Below are 19,619 nucleotides of genomic sequence, written 5' to 3' on the forward strand. Positions count from 1 at the left end.
TTTGGAGACAGCCAGTTTACCAGCACCCTGTCTGTCAACTTCCACTTCCCCAAGATCCCGCGAAGAACCATAAAAAAACGCGCCGGTGGGCGCGTTTTTGCAGAAGGGGGGCGGACTATTCGTCGAAGATACCGAAGTGATCCTTGGCGAAGTTGACCCGCTGCTCCACGTTCATCTTGACCTGACCCAGCTTCTCGATGGTCTTGAGGTTGGGCACCAGGCCGCGACCGTTGGCGATCTGGATGGCAAGGCCCGGACGGGCGTTGAGCTCCAGCAGCATGGGGCCGCGGAACTTGTCCAGCACCATGTCGGTCCCGATGTAGCCAAGACCGGACATCTCGTAGCAGGAGGCCGCCAGGTTGAGCAGGGTGTCCCAGTGAGGCACCTTCAGATCATAGAGATCCAGGCCGGTGTCCGGGTGGTGGCGCAGCGGGTTGCCAAACTGCACCGCCCGCAGGGCGCGGCCGGTGCGCAGGCACAGGCCCACCCCCACGGCGCCCTGGTGCAGGTTCGCCTTGCCATCGGAAGCCGAGGTCGAGAGGCGCATCATGGCCATCACCGGGAACCCCTTGAAGATGATCACCCGGGCATCGGGGACCCCTTCGAAGGAGTAGCCGTCGAACACGTCGTCGAAGTTGATGAGGCCTTCGACCAGCGCCACGTCGGGCTTGCCGCCGAGGGAATAGAGCCCCGCCAGGATGTTGGAGACATGGCGCTCCAGATCCTGGCCGTTGGCGGCGCTGCCGTTGGGCTTGTAGAAGAGGCCGTCCTCCTGGCGCAGGATCACTAGGATCCCCTTGCCGCCGGAGCCGCGGGCCGGCTTGATGCAGAAGCCCGGCCAGTCCTTCACCAACTCGGTGATGCGAGTCACGTCGTGCTGCTCGCGGATGGTGCCGATGAGTTCAGGCACCGTCACCCCCGCATCCAGCGCGATGCGCTTGGTCTTGAGCTTGTCATCCACCAGCGGATAGAGGCGGCGCGGGTTGTAGCGGCTGATGTAGGAGTGGTTGCGCTTGTTCATGCCGAGGATGCCTGCCTGGGACAGGCTCCACGGACTGGTGTATTTCTGCCAGAACCACATCTGTTACTTGTCCTTACCCGGGGTGGCACCAGACTTCATCTCGTCCACCAGCGGCTTGAAGCGCTTGAGCTCGCTCAACTTGTAGCCGGTGTAGTTACCCATCAACAGCACGGTCGCCATCAGCACCAGCTGCAGGCCGAGGAAGTTGAAGGTGAGGTGACGAATGAGCTCGTTGTCCATGGCCAGGTAGGCGATGACCGCCACCAGCAGGGAGCCGCCGCCCTGGCGGAACACCTCTTTGGGACCCTCTTCTTCCCACAGGATGGACATGCGCTCGATGGTCCAGGAGAGGATGATCATCGGGAAGAAGGTGATCTTCATGCCGTCGGTCAGCCCCAGCTTGAAGGCGAACGCAGAGAAGATGCCGATCATCGAGATCACCATGATGATGATCGCCGATATTCGGGCGACCAGCAGCAGGTTGAGCCTCGAGAGGTAGGAGCGGATCACCAGGCCGGTGCCGACGATCAGCAGGAAGCCGATGAGGCCGGTGACCAGCGAGGTCTGGATGAAGGCGACCGCGATCAGCACCGGCATGAAGGTGCCGGAGGTCTTGATCCCCACGATGACCCGCAGGAACACCACCATCAGCACGCCGATGGGGATGAGCAGCAGACCCTTGAACAGGGCTTGCTCTTCCAGGGGCAGGCTGTGGATGGAGAAGTTCATCATCTCGGATTTTTCGAACTTCTGGGCCAGGGCCACGTTGACCGGTTGCTCCTGCTCGATCATCGAGAAGGTGACGCGGGAGTTGTGACCGCCGGTGACGTCCAGGAGGGCGCCGGAGTTGTACTCCCACAGCAGCAGGTTGGCCGGTTGACCCTGTTCACCGCTTTGCGGGTTGAACAGCTTGTAGTCGGTCGGGCTGTTGAAGACCTGCAGGTAATCCACCAGCTCCTGACGGCGACGGCCATCTTCCAGGCTGAGGGCGTGGACCACCCGGGCCGGGACGTCCGCGTTGTTGAGCAGCTCGGCAATCAGATTGGCGCGGCTCTTGTGGGACTTGAGCAGCTCGGCATTCTGTTCCTGCTTCTCGATCTCCTTGATGATCTCGCGGGTCAGGGTGTAGCCGTCGGCGGAGCGCTCCTGGGCGCGCTCCAGGATCTGCTTCATGGCCGTGGCGTAGGGCTCGCTCTCGATCTGCTTCTCGATGGCGGGCGGCTGCGGGTTGGCGGCGGGCTTGGCATGGGCATCGGCCATCATGTCGACCCGGTAGTAGAGCTCCTGACGGCCGGAGGCGGTGCGGATGGACCACTCGGCGCGGGCATCCCCGTCTTTTTCCACGAACGACAGGCCATAGCCCGGGCTCGCGGCGTTCTCGTTCATCAGGGTGAAGCCGGGCTGGGTGCCCGGAATGGCCAGGGAGGCGATCACCGGCTCGCCGGTGGCCTCGAACTCGAGCTTGGCTTCGATGGACCAGATCTGGCGCTTTTCACCCGGCGTGAGCGGGACGTCCAGCGCGATGTGATGATAGAAGGTCATCCCCAGGCCGACGATGTAGAGCAGGGCGACCAGCAGATAGAACGGCTTACGGGAAACCATGGATTATTTCACATCCTTGAGCTTGGGTTTGGGTTGGATATATTCGCGGGCCACGTCGACCACGGCGATGTCTTTGAGGAATTCACGGCCCAGCAGCACGGGGAAGGTCATGTCGCTGCGGTCCTTCAGGGTAAATTCGGCCTTCTCGGTCATGTCGCCGATGCGCACGGCGAGGCGGACCACGGGGCGACGGTCGAGATCGTCGGCGGAAGCCTGACGGACCCGCACGTGACGCACCAGGGGGGCTTCAATCTGGATCTTGTCGTCCATCTCCTGGTGGCTCAGGAAGAAGCGCACCCAGTTCTTGCCGTTGCGCTCGAAGATGGTGATCTCCTGGGCGCTGATGGAGGAGGTGGTGGCGCCGGTGTCGACCCGGGCCTGGAAGGCGTCGTTGGCGGCGTCAACCCAGATCCACTCCGCTTCACCCACCAGCAGCTTGCCATCGACGGTGTGGCCCTGGCTCGGCGCCGGGCACTTCTCGGTGGGAATGGGCATGGCCTTGGGCGGCTCGGGAGGCAGGGTAGCCAGCTTGCTGTCGACTTTCTTCACGGACTCTTTCATGTTGGTGACATCGGTGTTGAGCTGAACCAGCAGGTGCTGTTGCTGCACATACTGCTTCTGTTGCTGTTCCATGGATGTTTGCAGACGTTGCTCGCTCAACGAGATCTCGTTGCGCAGCTCGGCCAGCGTCAGGGTCGGGGCCGGGGGGGCTTTTTCCATACTGACACACCCGCCGAGACTGAGCAGGGAGAGCAGGGTCATTCCTTTTAATTTGCTTTTCATGTCATTCATTTAACTGTGCTTCCTGGAATTGGGTCAGTGTAACTTCCACAGCCGCCATCGGCTAGTCTTTGGCCTTTCTGGCGATCAGTACGGCACGTTTGGGTGCCGGGTATCCTTCGACCGTGAGTGCAGGATTGTGTGGATCCAGATAGTCACTCAGGGACTCGTTAATCATCCAGTCGGTACGACGCTGTTCGTCGGTGCTGGTCATATTCTCGTCGACGATGCGCACATCGGTGAACCCGCAGCGCTCGACCCAGCGTGTGAGGGCCGCGCTCGAGGGGAGGAACCAGACGTTGCGCATCTTGCCGTAGCGATCGGAGGGCATCAGCACCTGGTTTTCGTCGCCGTCCACCACCAGGGTCTCGAGCACCAGCTCCCCATCGTCTTTGAGCTGGTTGCGCAACTGCTCGATGTGCTCGATGGGGGACTTGCGATGATAGAGCACCCCCATGGAGAAGACGGTGTCAAAGGCCCGCAGATCCGGCAGCTCCTGGATACCGAGCGGCAGCAGGTGGGCGCGCTGGTCGTTGTCCATGAAGTGGCGAATGGCTTCGAACTGGCAGAGGAACAGCGGGCTCGGGTCGATGCCGACCGCCAGTTTCGCCCCTTCCCCCACCATGCGCCAGAGGTGGTAGCCGCTGCCGCAGCCCACGTCCAGCACGTAGCGGCCCTGGAGCGGGCTGATGTGGGGCAGCACCCGATCCCACTTCCAGTCGGAGCGCCACTCGGTGTCGATGTGGATGCCGTGCACATGGAAGGGGCCCTTGCGCCAGGGCATGAGCTGGCGCAGCAGGCTCTCGGTCTTCTTGCGCTCACCCTCTCCCAGGCTATCGGGGCCGCCGATGGCGACCCGCTCTTTGAGCTCGATCCGGCCGGGGGCCACGACGGGCAGCTTGGCGAGGGCGCGGTTCCAGCGCGGCAGATCCCCGTGCAGGTTGTCGTGCTGCCAGGCGTGCAGCTGGGCGGGCAGGGTGTGCAGCCAGTGGCTCAACCGGTTCTTGGCGATCAGTTGATAAAAATGGGCGAAATCGATCATGGCTTAGTTGGTGTCGCTGGCTTTGATGGCAATCATGGAGCCGAAGTTGAAGCACTGGAACCAGAGGTCCAGGTGGGTGAAGCCGGCGTCCCGCAGGCGCGCCTGATGGACCGCCAGGGTGTCGGTGCGCATCACGTTCTCAAGGGCGGTGCGCTTCTGGCTGATTTCCAGCTCGCTGTAGCCGTTGGCCCGCTTGAAGTCGAGGTGCAAGTCGATGAGCAGCTCGTTGACCTGCTCGTCATCGAAGCGGAACTTCTCGCTCAGGATGAGGATGCCGCCGGGGCGCAGGCCGTCAAAGATGCGCGCGATGAGGGCGGCCCGCTTCTCGGGGGCGACGAACTGCAGGGTGAAGTTGAGCACCACCACGGAGGCGTTCTCGATGGGGATGTCGCAGATGTCCGCCTCCACCAGCTCCACCGGCACCTCGGACTTGAAGCCCGAGAGGTGAGCGCGGGCCCGCTCGATCATGGGGTGGGAGAGATCCACCGCCGTGATCTGGCAGCCGGGCTGGGTGACGTGGCGGCGCATGGCCTGGGTCGCGGCGCCGAGGGAGCAGCCGAGATCGTAGAGGCGGCTCTGGGGCTGGGCGTAGCGGGCGGCCATCATGCCGATGGCGGAGATGATGTTGCTGTAACCGGGCACCGAGCGCTGGATCATGTCGGGGAAGACGTCGACGACCTGCTCGTCAAAGCAGAAGTCTCCCAGACGGGCGATGGGGGCGGCAAAAATCTGATCGTGCATGCTGACGCAACCTGACAGCCGGTGTGGTGGGCGGCTGTTTTATTCAATTGAATCTTGGGTGGACGGGCATCGAAATGGCGTCGTCACCGGTTGACGAACGGGGTGGCTTGCTCCGGGATCCTTCGGGCTGCCCCTGTTCGCAACGGGCCATGGTCCGGGCCCTCAGGGTGCCGGGCTGGGGTGGGCAACGCATTGCCATGCACCCAGGCCCGGGACCTTACTTGGGGCGCTAGTGTAGAGGAAAGGCGGGCGTTTGTCTTGACGCCAACCCCGGTGGGACCACAAAAAAAGCGGCTTTTTTTGGGGATGGAGAAGGGGCGGGGAGGGGGCCGCTCAAAAGGGCAGCACCCCCTGGCGGGCGCGATCGTTTTCTCCCGGCCAGGGGGCCATCTCCTGGCCGAGCAGGCGGCTGATCTGCCGTGCGAGTTCGGGGGCCCGGGCATTGTCGGCGGTGTGAACAAAGAGGTAGAGATCCTTGCCCTCCTGGAGCCATTGTTTCCAATGTGGCAACCATGGTGGCAAAAATGGGTGATTGTCCTCGATTTGAGGCAAACCAATCAGGCGCACCACCGGGGCACCCCCCGTGGCCAGCAGATGGACCGGCAACCTGGGTTTCTTGCCCTGGGCATCGATCATGGCGGCCGTGGTGGCGGGCACCGAGAAGAGCGGGCGGCTGTCGAGCATGATGCGATTGATGCCCCGCGCCATCAGCATCCGGTTGAGGGCCCGTTCCGCCTCCCCCTTGGCGAAGAAATCGGGGTGGCGCACCTCGAGGGCATAGGTGAAATCCTGGGGCAGCCGCGCGAAGAAGGCATCCAGACGGGCCAGCCCCTCTGGCCCGAAGCGGGCGGGCAGTTGCAGCTTGAGTAGCCCCAGCTTGTCATGCAGGGGGGCCAGCAGGCGGATGAAGGCCGTCACCTGTTTGTCCGCGCTCACCAGATCGCTCTGGTGGCTGATCTCCTTGGGAAACTTGAAGCTGAAGCGAAAGTGGTCGGGGACCGCATCGGCCCAGCGCTGCACCGTCTCCGGGGTCGGCGAGGCGTAGAAGGTGGTGTTGCCCTCCACAGAGTTGAACACCCGGGCATAGTCGGCGAGGTGCTCGGCGGGCCTGGCATTCATCCCCAGCAACTGGCCGGGCCAGGCCGGGTGTGACCACTGGGGCAGGCCCAAATAGAGGCTCATGATGGTTCCTGTCGGCAGGTTGGCGCACTTTTGCCCTCCTTTTTGCGCCAGAACAACAAAAAACAGGGTAAAGGGGGCTGCGGGCCATTTTACCCAAATGGAGGTTTTCCTCTATAATGCCAACCCTTTTGTTTGCCACATTGTCGTAATGCGCGCGACCGAGCCCCCGGGTGACGATGATCGCGGCCCGGCAGTGGCCAGACAACGACGCCAGCCGATACCCCGGCGCCCACTCGTCATCCCGGTCGGGAGCGGGGGCATGCCTGGGACGGCGGCAAGAATCCGGCTCGGGGAGCCGGATGACCCGAGACAGATTTCAAACCGGGCAAGAAGCAGGATCTGGCCAGCTGTGAGACAGACGGTGCTTGCCAGTCGTGCCCGGCGACCCAGGATGAACCGTCTCTCTACCATTTCGAAGGAAGAAGTCCATGCGCTCTATCTATTGCGGACAGGTCAATGAGGCCCATGCCGGGCAGACCATTACATTGTGCGGTTGGGTCCATCGTCGTCGTGATCTCGGCGGCCTCATCTTTATCGACATGCGCGACCGCGAGGGCATCGTGCAGGTGTTCTTCGATCCGGACAAGCCGGACGCCTTTGCCCTGGCCTCCGAGCTGCGCGGCGAGTTCTGCATCCAGGTGACCGGCGTGGTGCGTACCCGCCCCGACTCCCAGCGCAACAGCGACATGGCCACCGGTGCCATCGAGGTGTTCGCCCACGAGCTGACCATCATCAACCGTGCCGAGCCGCTGCCCCTTGACTTCAACCAGGTCAACAGCGAAGAGGTGAGCCTCAAGTACCGCTACCTGGACCTGCGTCGTCCCGAGATGGCCAAGTACCTGAAGACCCGTGCCAAGGCCAGTGCCTTCGTGCGCCGCTTCATGGACGAGCACGGCTTCCTCGACATCGAGACCCCGATGCTGACCAAGGCGACCCCGGAAGGGGCCCGTGACTACCTGGTGCCGAGCCGCGTGCACAAGGGCAAGTTCTACGCCCTGCCGCAGTCCCCCCAGCTGTTCAAGCAGTTGCTGATGATGTCCGGCTTCGACCGCTACTACCAGATCGTCAAGTGCTTCCGCGACGAAGACCTGCGTGCCGACCGCCAGCCGGAATTCACCCAGATCGACGTGGAGACCTCCTTCATGACCGCGCCCCAGGTGCGTGAAATCATGGAAGAGATGATCCGCAAGCTCTGGCTGCACATCCTGAACGTGGACCTGGGTGACTTCCCCATCATGACCTTCGACGAAGCCATGCGCCGCTTCGGCTCCGACAAGCCGGACCTGCGCCTGCCGATGGAGCTGGTGGACGTGGCAGATCTCTTGACCGAGGTGGAGTTCGCCGTGTTCGCCGGTCCTGCCAAGGATCCGAAAGGCCGTGTGGCGGCCCTGAAGGTACCGGGCGGCGCGGAGCTGTCTCGCAAGCAGATCGACGAGTACACCAAGTTCGTCGGCATCTACGGTGCCAAGGGCCTGGCCTGGATGAAGGTCAACGAAGCCGGGAGCGGCCTCGAAGGGGTGCAGTCCCCGGTGGCCAAGTTCCTCTCTGACGCCATCGTGCGCGAGATCCTGGCCCGCACCGGCGCGATGGATGGCGACATCATCTTCTTCGGCGCCGACTCCAAGAAAGTGGTGTGCGATGCCATGGGCGCCCTGCGCCTGAAGGTGGGCCGCGATCTGGGTCTGGTGGAGAACGTCTGGAAGCCCCTGTGGGTCATCGACTTCCCCATGTTCGAAGAAGATGGCGAAGGCGGCCTGGCGGCCATGCACCACCCCTTCACCGCCCCGAGCAACCTGGGCCCGGCCGAGCTGAAAGCGAACCCGGTGGGCGCTTACGCCAACGCCTACGACATGGTGATCAACGGTTACGAAGTGGGTGGCGGCTCTGTGCGTATCCACAACAGCGAGATGCAGTCCACCGTGTTCGACATCCTGGGGATCACCCCGGACGAGCAGCGCCTGAAGTTCGGCTTCCTGCTGGATGCCCTGAAATACGGCACCCCGCCCCACGCCGGCCTGGCCTTCGGTCTGGACCGCCTCAGCATGCTGCTGACCGGCACCGACAACATCCGGGATGTCATCGCCTTCCCGAAAACCACGGCGGCCGCCTGTCTGATGACAGACGCCCCGAGCTTTGCCAACCCGGCCCAACTGGGCGAGCTGGCGATTGCGACCACCGTCAAGGGTGACGAATAAGCCGTTATCGGCAACAAAGGCCGCAGCGATGCGGCCTTTCCCGTTTCCCCCTGGGCGCAACCAGTGTTACTGAAATTTCCAACTATAACGGAGAGTCCCTATGGCAGGTCACAGTAAATGGGCCAACATCAAACACCGCAAGGCGGCGCAAGACGCCAAGCGCGGCAAGATCTTCACCAAGCTGATCCGCGAAATCACCACCTCCGCGCGTCTGGGTGATGCCGATCCTGCCAACAACCCCCGCCTGCGTGCAGCGGTGGCGGCAGCCCTGACCAGCAACATGACCCGCGACACCATCAACCGCGCCATCGCCCGTGGGGCCGGCGGCGGTGACGGCGAGCAGCTCGAGACCATCGTGTACGAAGGGTACGGCCCGGCCGGTTCCGCCGTCATGGTGGAGTGCCTGACCGACAACCGCAACCGTACCGTGGCCGAAGTGCGTCACGCCTTCAGCAAGTGCGGCGGCAACCTGGGGACCGACGGCTCCGTGGCCTATCTGTTCACCAAGAAGGGGGTGCTGACCTTCGTGGGCGCCGATGAAGACGCTCTGATGGACGCCGCGCTGGAAGCCGGTGCCGACGACGTGGTGACCGAAGAAGATGGCACCATCGAGGTCTACACCACCCCGAACGACTTCGGCACCGTGCTGGACGGTCTGGAAGCCGCCGGCTTCAAGCCCGAGAGCGCCGAAGTGACCATGATCCCCTCCACCGAGGCGGAACTGGATGCCGAGACCGCGCCCAAGCTGATGCGCCTCATCGACATGCTGGAAGATCTGGACGACGTGCAGGAGGTGTACCACAACGGCTCCATCTCCGACGAGATCGCCGCGACCCTGTGATCCCCCAGGGCAAGGGGAGGGCGACCACAACGGTCCTCTTCCCCGGCTCCGACGAGATTGCCGCGACCCTGTGATCCCCCAGAGCAAAGGGGAGGGCGATCACAACGGTCCTCTCCCCCTGCTCCGACGAGATTGCCGCGACCCTGTGATCCCTCAGGGCAAAGGGGAGGGCGACCACAACGGTCCTCTTCCCTGGCTCCGATGAGATCGCCGCGACCCTGTGATCCCCCAGGGCAAGGGGAGGGCGACCACAACGGTCCTCTTCCCCGGCTCCGACGAGATTGCCGCGACCCTGTCATTGTCTCTCGTGACCCTGTTCAGGTTCGCGAACACACAGGTGCGACACCTTGTTCACCTTCGCAAAAACGGCAGCCCGGGCTGCCGTTTTTTATGTTGCCAGACCGAGCACCTCCCCTTGTGGTTCGATTTCCTCTCTTAATGTTCGCTTAAGTTTGCCGTCCTAGGATGACCCCGTATCTGGACCTCCCTGGCTCTTGTCCTGTTTTTCCAGGGCCGAGCGCCGGGATGGTCACCACGAAGCCTGCTGGCAGGTTGTTAGTTCCACTGGTTTGTCGGAGTCTCTCTATGCGTCTCACTCTGGGAGTGATGAAGGTCAATCTGTTGCTGGTGCTGCTGTTTGCACTGGTCTTCAACTGGCCCATTTTCCTGCACTTTTATCGCATTCTCAGCGCCCTTGAACACGTCAAGGCGGGGTTTGTCCTCTCCATTCCCCTGGTACTGGTGGCGGCCCTCAACGCGGTGTTCCTGCCCTTTACCTTCCGTTATCTGCTCAAGCCCTTTTTCGCCTTGCTCATCCTGACCGGCTCCCTGGTCAGCTACGCCATGCTCAAGTACGGGGTGATCTTCGACATGGGCATGATGCAGAACATCATCGAGACCAACAGCGGGGAGGCGGGCTCCTACCTCAACGGCTCCGTGGTGCTCTGGTTCCTGCTGACCGGCCTGCTGCCGGTGCTGGTTCTGTTGTGGGTGAAGATTGAGTATCCCCGTCCCTGGTACAAGGGGCTGGGTCTGCGCCTCGGTTCCATCGCCCTCTCCTTGCTGTTTCTGATGGGGGCTGCCGCCCTCTATTACCAGGATTACGCCTCGGTCGGGCGCAACAACAAGTCCCTCGGCAAGGAGATAGTGCCCGCCAACTATGTGCACGGGCTCTACAAGTACGCCCGGGATGTGGTCTTCGCCACTCCCATTCCCTACCAGCAGATCGGCACCGATGCCAGGGTGATCGGCCAGCATGAGAAGCCGACCCTGATGTTCCTGGTGGTGGGGGAGACGGCCCGCAGCCAGAACTACTCCCTCAACGGCTACAAGAAGGAGACCAACGGCTTCACCGAGAAGGAGGCCAATGTCGTCTCGTTCAGGAACGTGCGCTCCTGCGGCACCGCCACTGCGCTCTCCGTGCCCTGCATGTTCTCGAACATGACCCGGCGTGGCTATGACGAGGCCAGGGCCCAGTCCCAGGATGGCTTGCTGGACGTGCTGCAACATGCCGGGATCTCGGTGCTCTGGAAGGAAAACGACGGCGGCTGCAAGGGGGTGTGCAAAAACGTCCCCACCATCGAGATTGAGCCCAAGGCATTCCCCGCATACTGCTCCGGCAATGCCTGTCATGACGAGGTGCTGTTGCAGGGGCTGGATCAGCAGATCGCCGACATGCAGGGCAAGCAGGGCAGCAAGCTGGTGGCCTTCCACCTGATGGGCAGCCACGGTCCGACCTACTATCGCCGCTACCCGGCCGCCGATCGCGTCTTCCTGCCGGACTGCCCGCGCAGCGACATCGAGAACTGCAGCAACGAAGAGCTGGTGAACACCTATGACAACACCATCCGCTACACCGACAAGGTGCTGGCCCAGCTCATCGACAAGCTCAAGAGCCTGGAGAGCCAGTACAACGTGGGGCTGGTCTATCTGTCGGATCACGGCGAATCCCTCGGTGCCATGGGGCTCTATCTGCACGGCACCCCCTACAAGTTCGCACCGGACGATCAGACTCGGGTGCCGCTCCTGACCTGGTTCTCTCCCCAGTTGCAGGCAGACCGTCAGCTCAATCTGGATTGCCTGCAACAGGAGGCAGCCAGCAAGCGCTTCTCCCACGACAACCTGTTCCACTCCATGCTCGGTATCATGGACGTGCAGACCCAGGTCTATGACGGCAAGCTGGATCTGTTCAAACCGTGCCGGGCGGGGTAAATGGGCCCGAGCGGTTGAGCGGCGCGACAACCTGTTGCCCCGCACCATGCTCGGCATCATGGACGTGCAGACCCAGGTCTATGACGGCAAGCTGGATCTGTTCAAGCCGTGCCGGGCAGGGTGAATGGGCCAGAACGGTTGAGCGGCACGACAACCTGTTACCCGCACCATGCTCGGCATCATGGACGTGCAGACCCAGGTCTATGACGGCAAGCTGGATCTGTTCAAACCGTGCCGGGCGGGGTGAACCGGCGAAAACAGACCATAAAAAAACGGCAGCCACTGGCTGCCGTTTTCGTATCCGAAGGGGTGGGCCTTACTTCTGCTCCATGATGATCTGCAGCAGATCCCCTTCCAGCAGGGAGCGCTTGACCAGGGCGAAGCCGCCGATGGTGGGCTGGTTCTGGAAGCGCGCCTTCACGATGGGCAGGCCGCGATGGAAACTTGGCAGAGACTGGTGCTCGACGCAGCGGCGGATGGCCGGGATCAGGATCTCTTCGGCGGCGGTGATTTCACCGGCGATGAGCACCTTCTGGGGGTTGAACAGGTTGACCGTGATGGCGATGGCGCGCCCCAGGTGCTCCCCCACGTTCTCGATCACGCTGCGGGCCAGCTCGTCACCGGCCACCGCCGCCTTGCACACCTCCTGGATGGTGATGTGCTTCTCTTGCAGCGAACTCAGGTGACCGCGGCTGATGAGCTCCTTCACCTTGTCGACGATGGCCTCGTTGGAGGCGATGGTCTCGAGGCAGCCGAAGTTGCCGCAGTGGCAGCGCTTGCCGAGCGGTTCGACCTGGATGTGGCCTATTTCGCCGACGTTGCGGTTCTGGCCGAGAAACACCTTGCCCTTGGTGATGATGCCCGAGCCCGTCCCCTGGTGGACACTCACCAGGATGGAGTCCATGCAGTCGCGGGACTCGCCGAAGAAGTGTTCGGCCAGCGCCAGCGAACGGGTGTCGTTGCCCACGTAGCAGGGGAGGTTGAAGTGGTGCTCCAGGAGCTTGGCGAGCCCCAGGTTGCGGATCTGGTAGGTGGGGGTGTAGATGACCATGCCGGATTCCGGGTTGACCAGACCCGGCATGGTCAGCGCGATGCTAATGAGGTTGCGGCTGCGATCCTGATTGGCGTCGATGAAGGCGCCAATCTCCCGCAGCAGCATGTCCACCACCGGTTGCTGCTCGATCTCGGTCACCTGGGTGATGTGCTGATCGAGCTCCTTGCCGTCGAGGTCATACAGGGAGAGCTGCAGGTAGCCGCGACCCAGCTTGGCGGACACAAACTGGAAGCGATGCTTGATGGTGGTCAGGGAGATGGCGCGGCGCCCGCCAGTGGAGGCTTGCGGCGAGGTTTCCCTGATGAGACCGTGCTCGATCAGTTGCCGGGTTATCTTGGTCACGCTGGCCGGGGCCAGCTGACTCAACTCGGCAATTTTGACCCGCGAGATGGGCCCCTGCAGGTCAATGAGGCGATAGACGACCGCACTGTTTACCTGCTTGATAAGATCTACGTTTGCTATTTGTCCGCCAGTCATAGTGTCACTGTGTTGTGTAGTGTCCGTTAACCACGGTCCCGCAGACCGCGAAGGCCTGATCAAAGACGGTGAGGTTGGCAATTTTTCCGACCTGGATACTACCGAGACGCGAGTCCCATCCAATGGCGCGAGCGGGGTAAAGGGTGGCCATTCTCAGTGCTTCGTCGAGCGGCAATCCGACCTGTTTGACCAGATTTTCCACCCCTTCGATCATGGTGAGGGCGGAGCCGCCGAGTGTACCATTCTCATCGACGCACTGACCATCGCGGAAATAGACGGTTGCGCCGCAAAAATCAAATTTCTCAAAGCCTTCCGGTGCACCTGCCGCCGCGGTGGCATCGGTGACCAGCACCAGCCGCTCCCCCAGCATCCTGTGCGCCAGGCGCACGTTGGCCCAGTGTACGTGGTGGCCGTCGACGATGATGCCCGCATAGACATCCTTGCGATCGTAGATGGCACCGACCACGCCGGGCTCGCGACCGTTCAGGGTCGGAGTCATGGCGTTGTAGAGGTGGGTGGCAAAGCGCATGCCGTTGTCAAAGCCCGCCATGGCCTGGTCGTAGTTGGCGGCGGTGTGGCCGGCGGAGACCAGGATGCCGGCTTCCACCAGACGGCGGATGTGTTCGGGCTTGTTGCGCTCGGGTGCCAGGGTGATCTTGGCGATGGCGTCCGCGTTGTCGCAGAAGAAGTCGATCATCTCGTCGGCGGGCTGGCGGATCTGTTCGGCCGGGTGGATCCCCTTGCGCTTGAGGTTGGTGTAGGGCCCTTCCAGATGGACGCCAAGCACCTCGTTGGGGTGGGCGGCCATGTAGTCGCGGGTGACGGCGACGGCCTGCTTCATGTCCGCATCCGGGCTGGTGATCAGGGTCGGCAGGAAGCTGGTGGTCCCGGATTTCAGGTTGGCCGCCTGCATGGTGGCCAGGGTGTCCGTGGTGATGTGACCGTTGAACATGACGCCACCGCAGCCGTTGAGCTGGACGTCGATGAAGCCGGCGCTGAGGTTGGCGCCCTGGAGGTCAATCTGCTCGATGCCGGCTGGCAGTTCTGCCTGGCGGGAGATGGCGACAATCTTGTCGCCATCGATGACCACGCCATAACCGGTCAGCACGCAGCTGCCGGTGTAGAGAGTGCAATTAGTCAGAGCGTACATGGGAGCTCCTCAGAGGTGCTTGATGTTGTCGGCTTCCAGTTGCTGGAAGTAGCGCACCGTCTTGACCTTCAACTCCATGGTGGAAGGTTCGTCGCACACCACAATCCCTTTCGGATGCAGTTGCAGGGTGGAGATGGTCCACATGTGGTTGACGCTGCCCTCCACGGTGGCCTGCAGGGCCTGGGCCTTGGCGTGACCGACCACCAGGATCAGGATCTCTTCGGCGTCCATCAGGGTGCCGACACCCACGGTCAGGGCCAGCTTGGGCACCTGCTCCATGTCGCCGCCAAAGAAGCGGGAGTTGGCGATGCGGGTGTCTTCGGTCAGGGTCTTGACCCGGGTACGGGAAGCCAGGGAAGAGGCCGGTTCGTTGAAGGCGATGTGGCCGTCATTGCCGACGCCGCCCATGAACAGGTGGATCTTGCCGTAGGACTTGATCTTGTCTTCGTAACGCTGGCACTCGGCCACCAGATCCTCGGCGTTGCCATTGAGGATGTTGATGTTTTCCGGGCGAATGTCAACGTGATTGAAGAAGTTGTTGTGCATGAAGCTGTGGTAGCTCTCCGGATGTTCCTTGGGCAGCCCCACATACTCGTCCATGTTGAAGGTGACCACGTTCTGGAAGCTCACCTCGCCGGCTTTATGCAGCTCAATCAGGCGCTTGTAGGTGTTGAGCGGGGTGCCGCCAGTGGGCAGACCCAGCACGAAGGGGCGCTCGGCAGTGGGTTTGAACGCATTGATGCGGTCAACGATGTAACGGGCAGACCAGAGACCCACCTGGCTGGCAGACTTCAACGGGATCAGGCGCATTCTATATACCTCAGTACGGTTGCCGCACAGGGAGTGACGGCAAGGGACCAGACACGGATTCAAGTTGTTTTATAGCGTAAATAAAGATTGCGAACTAAGCCACATCTATCGGCTACCTTTATCTCTGTTGAGTGATAATGATCACGAAAGCTGGTTTATTAATTTGCGCAGCGAAATAAAACACATAGACTGCCAATCAAGCCTTGATGGCTTATGCGTCGAACGTGATAAGCACTTAATTTCTAGAAAAACACCAACTAAGGAGAGGAACCGTGAACATTCTCGGTTATTTACAAAAGATCGGCCGTGCCCTGATGGTGCCGGTAGCGGTATTGCCTGCCGCCGCGATCCTGATGGGGATTGGCTACTGGATTGACCCGAACGGTTGGGGTGGCGGAAGCCCTCTGGCTGCGTTTCTGATCAAGGCGGGCGCTGCCATCATCGACAGTATGCCCATTTTGTTCGCCGTCGGCGTCGCTTACGGCATGTCCAAGGATAAAGACGGTTCCGCCGCGCTGGCCGGTCTGGTCGGCTTCCTGGTGGTCACCACGCTGCTGAGCCCGGGCGCTGTTGCCCAGATCAAGGGTATCCCGGCCGATCAGGTTCCGGCTGCCTTTGCCAAGATCAGCAACCAGTTCGTCGGTATCCTGTGTGGTGTCATCGCCGCTGAGCTCTACAACCGCTTCAGCAGCGTGGAACTGCACAAGGCGCTGGCCTTCTTCTCTGGCCGCCGTTTGGTGCCGATCGTGACCTCCGTGGTGATGATCGTCGTCTCCTTCATCCTGATGGCCGTCTGGCCGGTCATCTACGGTGGCCTGGTGAGCTTCGGTGAATCCATCGTCAGCATGGGCTCCACCGGTGCCGGCATCTATGCCTTCTTCAACCGTCTGCTGATCCCGGTCGGTCTGCACCACGCCCTGAACTCCGTGTTCTGGTTCGACGTGGCCGGCATCAACGACATCCCGAACTTCCTGGGTGGCCAGTCCTCCATCGACGCCGGCAAGGCTGTCGTGGGCGTGACAGGCATGTACCAGGCCGGCTTCTTCCCCATCATGATGTTCGGTCTGCCGGGTGCCGCACTGGCCATCTACCACAGCGCGAAGAAAGAGAACAAAGAGAAGGTTGCGTCCATCATGATCGCTGCCGCCTTTGCCGCCTTCTTCACCGGGGTGACCGAGCCGCTCGAGTTCTCCTTCATGTTCGTGGCGCCGGTACTGTACGTCATCCACGCCCTGCTGACCGGTATCTCTGTGTTCATCGCAGCCTCCATGCACTGGATCGCCGGTTTCGGCTTCAGCGCCGGTCTGGTGGATATGGTGCTCTCCAGCCGCAACCCGCTGGCGACCCAGTGGTACATGCTGCTGGTACAGGGTCTGGTCTTCTTCGGCCTCTACTACGTGGTCTTCCGCGCCGTGATCGCCAAGTTCAACCTGAAAACCCCGGGTCGTGAAGATGACGAAGCCGTGCCGGTACAGGCTCAAACCACCGACCGCACCGAGCTGGCCAAGCAGTATCTGGAAGTGCTGGGTGGTCAGGAGAACCTGGTGACCATCGATGCCTGCATCACCCGTCTGCGTCTGACCCTGAAAGACCGCAGCATCGTTGACGAGCGCAAGCTCAAAGCCCTGGGCGCGGCCGGTGTGGTCAAGCTCGGTGAGCAGAACCTGCAGGTGATTCTGGGCCCATTGGCCGAGATCATCGCCGGTGAGATGAAAGCCCTGCGTTAATCGAGCGACTCGCTCACCTCAAGTCTAAGTCCATTGTTGACATAACTAAGGGCCCCGCCTCGGGGCCCCATATAAAAAAAGCCAAGAAAATCCAACCTTTACTTCAAATGAGAGCAGCAGTTATGAACTTGAAACATTCTCTGTTAGCCATTGCCATGTCTACCGTTTTCGCCGGTCCCGCACTTGCAGCCGATGCTGCCAGGCAAGCGGTGGTCGACGCCCTCGCCAGCAACCTCGTCGTCAAGTACGACGTCGTCACCAATGACGGTGCCGGCGCCGGTCTTGACTGCCAGGCGCTGGGCTCCGAGTGGGCGAGCTGCGGCGTTGCCAAGCTGCACCTGACCAATACCGGTGCCGACGTCACCTCCAAGGACTGGAGCATCTATGTCTCCTCCATCCGCCGCATCCAGCGGGTGGACAACGAGCAGTTCACCATCACCCACCTGACCGGCGACCTCTATCGTTTGACGCCGACCGAGAAGTTCCAGGGCTTTGCCAAGGACGCCACGGTCGAGGTGCCCCTGGTGGTGGAATACTGGGTATTGTTCGAATCTGACATCATGCCGAACTGGTATGTTGCCAGTGAAGGGGCCGAGCCGAAAGTGCTGGCCAGCATGAGCAACATCGACGATGCCAGCACCTACGAGAAGCCGATGCCTGCCGATGGCTGGAAGCGCACCAAGGATGACAACAACATCCTGATGAACAGCGAGACCCGTTTCGCCGCGAACCAGACCAGTACCCTGCTGCCTGCCGGCAAGATTGACGACCGCATCCTGCCAAGCCCGATGAAGCAGGTGGTCAAGGCCGGCCCGCAAGTCGACTTCTCCACCATCAAGCTCAATGCCCTTGACCTGCCGAGCGATCGCGCCGAGGCCCTGAAGGCGCAACTGACCAAGCTGGGTGTTACCCTCTCCGACACCGGCTACCCGGTCACCATCAAGCTCGGCAGCAAGCTCAAGCAGGCCGAAGGCTACGACATGACCATCGGCCAGAAGGGCACCGTCATTCAGGGGCACGACGTTGACGGCGCCTTCTGGGGCGCCCAGTCCCTGATCTCCCTGCTGGGGGTTGACGACAAGCTGGTGAGCCAGATGAGCGTCGAGGATGCGCCGCGCTTTGAATACCGTGGCATGCAGACCGACGTGGCCCGTCACTTCAGAAGCCCCGAGACCATGAAGAAGCTGGTGGATCAGATGTCCGCCATGAAGCTCAACGTGCTGCACCTGGGGCTGACCAATGATGAAGGCTGGCGTCTGGAGATCCCGGGCCTGCCGGAGCTGACCGACGTCGGCAGCCAGCGTTGCCATGACGAGTCCGAAACCAAGTGCCTGATGCCGCAGCTTGGCTCCGGCCCCACCAGCGACAACCAGGGCTCCGGTTTCTACAGCAAGGCGGACTACATCGACCTGGTACGCTATGCCAAGGCCCGCGGTGTGACCGTGATCCCCGAGATCAACATGCCGGCCCACGCCCGTGCCGCCGTGGTCTCCATGGAGGCACGCTACAAGCGTCTGATGAGCGAGGGCAAAGAAGCCGAGGCCAACCAGTTCCGTCTGACTGACCCGGCCGATACCTCCAACGTCACCTCGGTACAGTTCTACGACAAGATGTCCTTCATCAACCCCTGCCAGCCGGGTGCCGCCACCTTCGTGGCCAAGGTGATGGATGAAGTGGCCCAGATGCACCAGGCCGCCGGCCAGCCGCTGACCGCCTGGCACTACGGTGGTGACGAGGCGAAGAACATCATGCAGGGCGGTGGTTACCAGGATCCGGCCGTCACCAAGAAAGAAGATCTGGTGGCCTGGAAGGGCAACGTCGACTCCAGCAAGCAGGACAAGCCGTTCGGCAAGTCCCCGATGTGCCAGAAGATGATCGACGATGGCAAGATCAAGGACGTGGCCGAGCTGCCGGTCTACTTTGCCAAGGAAGTGAGCGAGATGGTCAAGGGTCACGGCTTCTCCACCCTGCAGGCGTGGGAAGATGGTCTGAAATACGCCAACAGCGCCAAGGACTTCGCCACCGACAACACCCGTGTCAACTTCTGGGAAACCCTCTACTGGGGTGGCTTCAACGAAGCGATGAAGTGGGCGCACAAGGGTTATGACGTGGTGCTCTCCAATCCGGATTACCTCTACTTCGACTTCCCGAACGAGGTACACCCGGCCGAGCGTGGCTACTACTGGGCAACCCGCTTCAACGACACCCGCAAGGTGTTCGCCTTCGCCCCGGAAAACCTGCCGCAGAACGCCGAGACCTCGGTTGACCGCGACGGCAACGCCTTCGTGGCCAAGGGTGACCAGGATCCGGTCAAGTTCAAGGGGATCTCCGGTCAACAATGGAGTGAAACCGTGCGCACCGATGCCCAGTACGAGTACATGGTCTATCCGCGCATCTTCTCCGTGGCCGAGCGCGCCTGGCACAAGGGCGGCTTCGAGCTCGATTACGTGAAGGGTCGCGAGTTCTCCGGCACCACCAAGCATGTCAACAAGGCCACCCTGAACAAGGAGTGGAACCAGTTTGCCAACGTGCTGGGTCAGCGCGTGCTGCCCAAGCTGGACCAGGCCGGGGTGGAATATCGCCTCTCCGTACCGGGTGCCAAGGTGGTGAACGGTGTGCTGGAAGCGAATGTGGATCTGCCGGGTCTGCCCATCCAGTACAGCCTGGATGGCAAGAGCTGGAGCGCCTACGACGCTGCCGCCAAGCCGACCGTGGATGGCAAGGTCTACCTGCGTACCACCAGCTTCGATGGCAAGCGCACCAGCCGCGTCACCGAGCTGAACTGA

General features: G+C 61.8%; 14 protein-coding genes and 1 pseudogene. 6 read left to right on the forward strand and 9 right to left on the reverse strand.

The annotated features are described in order from the left end of the window. Nucleotides 1–115: 115 nt before the first annotated feature. From PG896_RS08160 to PG896_RS08185, 6 genes are all read right to left on the reverse strand, one after another. The gene (locus tag PG896_RS08160; RefSeq protein ID WP_039039849.1) at nt 116–1,081 is read right to left on the reverse strand and encodes an alpha-L-glutamate ligase-like protein; all 966 of its coding nucleotides are present in this window, start codon (nt 1,079–1,081) and stop codon (nt 116–118) included. A gap of 3 nt (nt 1,082–1,084) precedes the next feature. Continuing rightward, on the reverse strand, nt 1,085–2,623 hold the full coding sequence (locus PG896_RS08165) for an inactive transglutaminase family protein (protein ID WP_010674088.1): 1,539 nt from the start codon (nt 2,621–2,623) through the stop codon (nt 1,085–1,087). Between the two features lie 3 nt (nt 2,624–2,626). Continuing rightward, the gene (locus PG896_RS08170) at nt 2,627–3,415 is read right to left on the reverse strand and encodes an ATP-dependent zinc protease family protein (protein ID WP_039039848.1); all 789 of its coding nucleotides are present in this window, start codon (nt 3,413–3,415) and stop codon (nt 2,627–2,629) included. 52 nt (nt 3,416–3,467) lie between these two features. Next, the gene (cmoB, locus tag PG896_RS08175; protein ID WP_161469606.1) at nt 3,468–4,445 is read right to left on the reverse strand and encodes a tRNA 5-methoxyuridine(34)/uridine 5-oxyacetic acid(34) synthase CmoB; all 978 of its coding nucleotides are present in this window, start codon (nt 4,443–4,445) and stop codon (nt 3,468–3,470) included. Nucleotides 4,446–4,448: 3 nt separating this feature from the next. Further along, on the reverse strand, nt 4,449–5,186 hold the full coding sequence (gene cmoA / locus PG896_RS08180; protein ID WP_010674091.1) for a carboxy-S-adenosyl-L-methionine synthase CmoA: 738 nt from the start codon (nt 5,184–5,186) through the stop codon (nt 4,449–4,451). Between the two features lie 333 nt (nt 5,187–5,519). Continuing rightward, a complete protein-coding gene (locus tag PG896_RS08185; RefSeq protein ID WP_010674092.1) occupies nt 5,520–6,368 on the reverse strand; it encodes a DUF72 domain-containing protein in 849 nt (282 codons plus the stop codon). Nucleotides 6,369–6,796: 428 nt separating this feature from the next. Between PG896_RS08185 and aspS the strand changes: the two genes are divergently transcribed. The 4 genes and pseudogenes from aspS to PG896_RS21185 form a co-directional block, all read left to right on the forward strand. Continuing rightward, complete coding sequence (gene aspS / locus PG896_RS08190; RefSeq protein WP_045525291.1) at nt 6,797–8,563, forward strand: aspartate--tRNA ligase; 1,767 nt, start codon at nt 6,797–6,799, stop codon at nt 8,561–8,563. Between the two features lie 100 nt (nt 8,564–8,663). After that, nucleotides 8,664–9,404, forward strand: a complete 741-nt coding sequence (locus tag PG896_RS08195; RefSeq protein ID WP_010674094.1) for a YebC/PmpR family DNA-binding transcriptional regulator — start codon at nt 8,664–8,666, stop codon at nt 9,402–9,404. A gap of 585 nt (nt 9,405–9,989) precedes the next feature. Beyond that, on the forward strand, nt 9,990–11,615 hold the full coding sequence (locus PG896_RS08200) for a phosphoethanolamine transferase (RefSeq protein ID WP_041212708.1): 1,626 nt from the start codon (nt 9,990–9,992) through the stop codon (nt 11,613–11,615). Between the two features lie 146 nt (nt 11,616–11,761). Next, nucleotides 11,762–11,862 (forward strand): annotated as a pseudogene (locus tag PG896_RS21185) (phosphoethanolamine transferase); the annotation flags it as partial. Nucleotides 11,863–11,931: 69 nt separating this feature from the next. Here PG896_RS21185 and nagC read toward each other — a convergent pair. Genes nagC through nagB form a run of 3 tightly spaced genes read right to left on the reverse strand, consistent with a single transcriptional unit; the run spans nt 11,932 to nt 15,106 of the window. Next, the gene (gene nagC / locus PG896_RS08205; protein ID WP_010674096.1) at nt 11,932–13,146 is read right to left on the reverse strand and encodes a DNA-binding transcriptional regulator NagC; all 1,215 of its coding nucleotides are present in this window, start codon (nt 13,144–13,146) and stop codon (nt 11,932–11,934) included. Between the two features lie 4 nt (nt 13,147–13,150). Next, the gene (nagA, locus tag PG896_RS08210) at nt 13,151–14,296 is read right to left on the reverse strand and encodes an N-acetylglucosamine-6-phosphate deacetylase (RefSeq protein ID WP_039039842.1); all 1,146 of its coding nucleotides are present in this window, start codon (nt 14,294–14,296) and stop codon (nt 13,151–13,153) included. Between the two features lie 9 nt (nt 14,297–14,305). Then, complete coding sequence (nagB, locus tag PG896_RS08215) at nt 14,306–15,106, reverse strand: glucosamine-6-phosphate deaminase (protein ID WP_010674098.1); 801 nt, start codon at nt 15,104–15,106, stop codon at nt 14,306–14,308. A gap of 272 nt (nt 15,107–15,378) precedes the next feature. Here nagB and nagE point away from each other — a divergent pair, with 272 nt between their 5' ends. Continuing rightward, nucleotides 15,379–16,833 (forward strand): N-acetylglucosamine-specific PTS transporter subunit IIBC, encoded by a 1,455-nt coding sequence (gene nagE, locus PG896_RS08220; protein ID WP_039039841.1) that lies wholly within the window; start codon nt 15,379–15,381, stop codon nt 16,831–16,833. A gap of 122 nt (nt 16,834–16,955) precedes the next feature. Beyond that, nucleotides 16,956–19,619, forward strand: a complete 2,664-nt coding sequence (locus PG896_RS08225; protein ID WP_244812367.1) for a beta-N-acetylhexosaminidase — start codon at nt 16,956–16,958, stop codon at nt 19,617–19,619.

Source organism: Aeromonas sp. QDB30 (assembly GCF_027707645.1).
Lineage (GTDB): Bacteria > Pseudomonadota > Gammaproteobacteria > Enterobacterales > Aeromonadaceae > Aeromonas > Aeromonas caviae.

Excerpts from the sequence above, each read along its gene's own strand:
- PG896_RS08160 (WP_039039849.1), bottom strand. The coding sequence starts at position 1,081 with ATGTGGTTCTGGCAGAAATACACCAGTCCGTGGAGCCTGTCCCAGGCA.
- PG896_RS08165 (WP_010674088.1), bottom strand. The coding sequence starts at position 2,623 with ATGGTTTCCCGTAAGCCGTTCTATCTGCTGGTCGCCCTGCTCTACATC.
- PG896_RS08170 (WP_039039848.1), bottom strand. The coding sequence starts at position 3,415 with ATGAATGACATGAAAAGCAAATTAAAAGGAATGACCCTGCTCTCCCTG.
- cmoB (WP_161469606.1), bottom strand. The coding sequence starts at position 4,445 with ATGATCGATTTCGCCCATTTTTATCAACTGATCGCCAAGAACCGGTTG.
- cmoA (WP_010674091.1), bottom strand. The coding sequence starts at position 5,186 with ATGCACGATCAGATTTTTGCCGCCCCCATCGCCCGTCTGGGAGACTTC.
- PG896_RS08185 (WP_010674092.1), bottom strand. The coding sequence starts at position 6,368 with ATGAGCCTCTATTTGGGCCTGCCCCAGTGGTCACACCCGGCCTGGCCC.
- aspS (WP_045525291.1), top strand. The coding sequence starts at position 6,797 with ATGCGCTCTATCTATTGCGGACAGGTCAATGAGGCCCATGCCGGGCAG.
- PG896_RS08195 (WP_010674094.1), top strand. The coding sequence starts at position 8,664 with ATGGCAGGTCACAGTAAATGGGCCAACATCAAACACCGCAAGGCGGCG.
- PG896_RS08200 (WP_041212708.1), top strand. The coding sequence starts at position 9,990 with ATGCGTCTCACTCTGGGAGTGATGAAGGTCAATCTGTTGCTGGTGCTG.
- nagC (WP_010674096.1), bottom strand. The coding sequence starts at position 13,146 with ATGACTGGCGGACAAATAGCAAACGTAGATCTTATCAAGCAGGTAAAC.
- nagA (WP_039039842.1), bottom strand. The coding sequence starts at position 14,296 with ATGTACGCTCTGACTAATTGCACTCTCTACACCGGCAGCTGCGTGCTG.
- nagB (WP_010674098.1), bottom strand. The coding sequence starts at position 15,106 with ATGCGCCTGATCCCGTTGAAGTCTGCCAGCCAGGTGGGTCTCTGGTCT.
- PG896_RS08225 (WP_244812367.1), top strand. The coding sequence starts at position 16,956 with ATGAACTTGAAACATTCTCTGTTAGCCATTGCCATGTCTACCGTTTTC.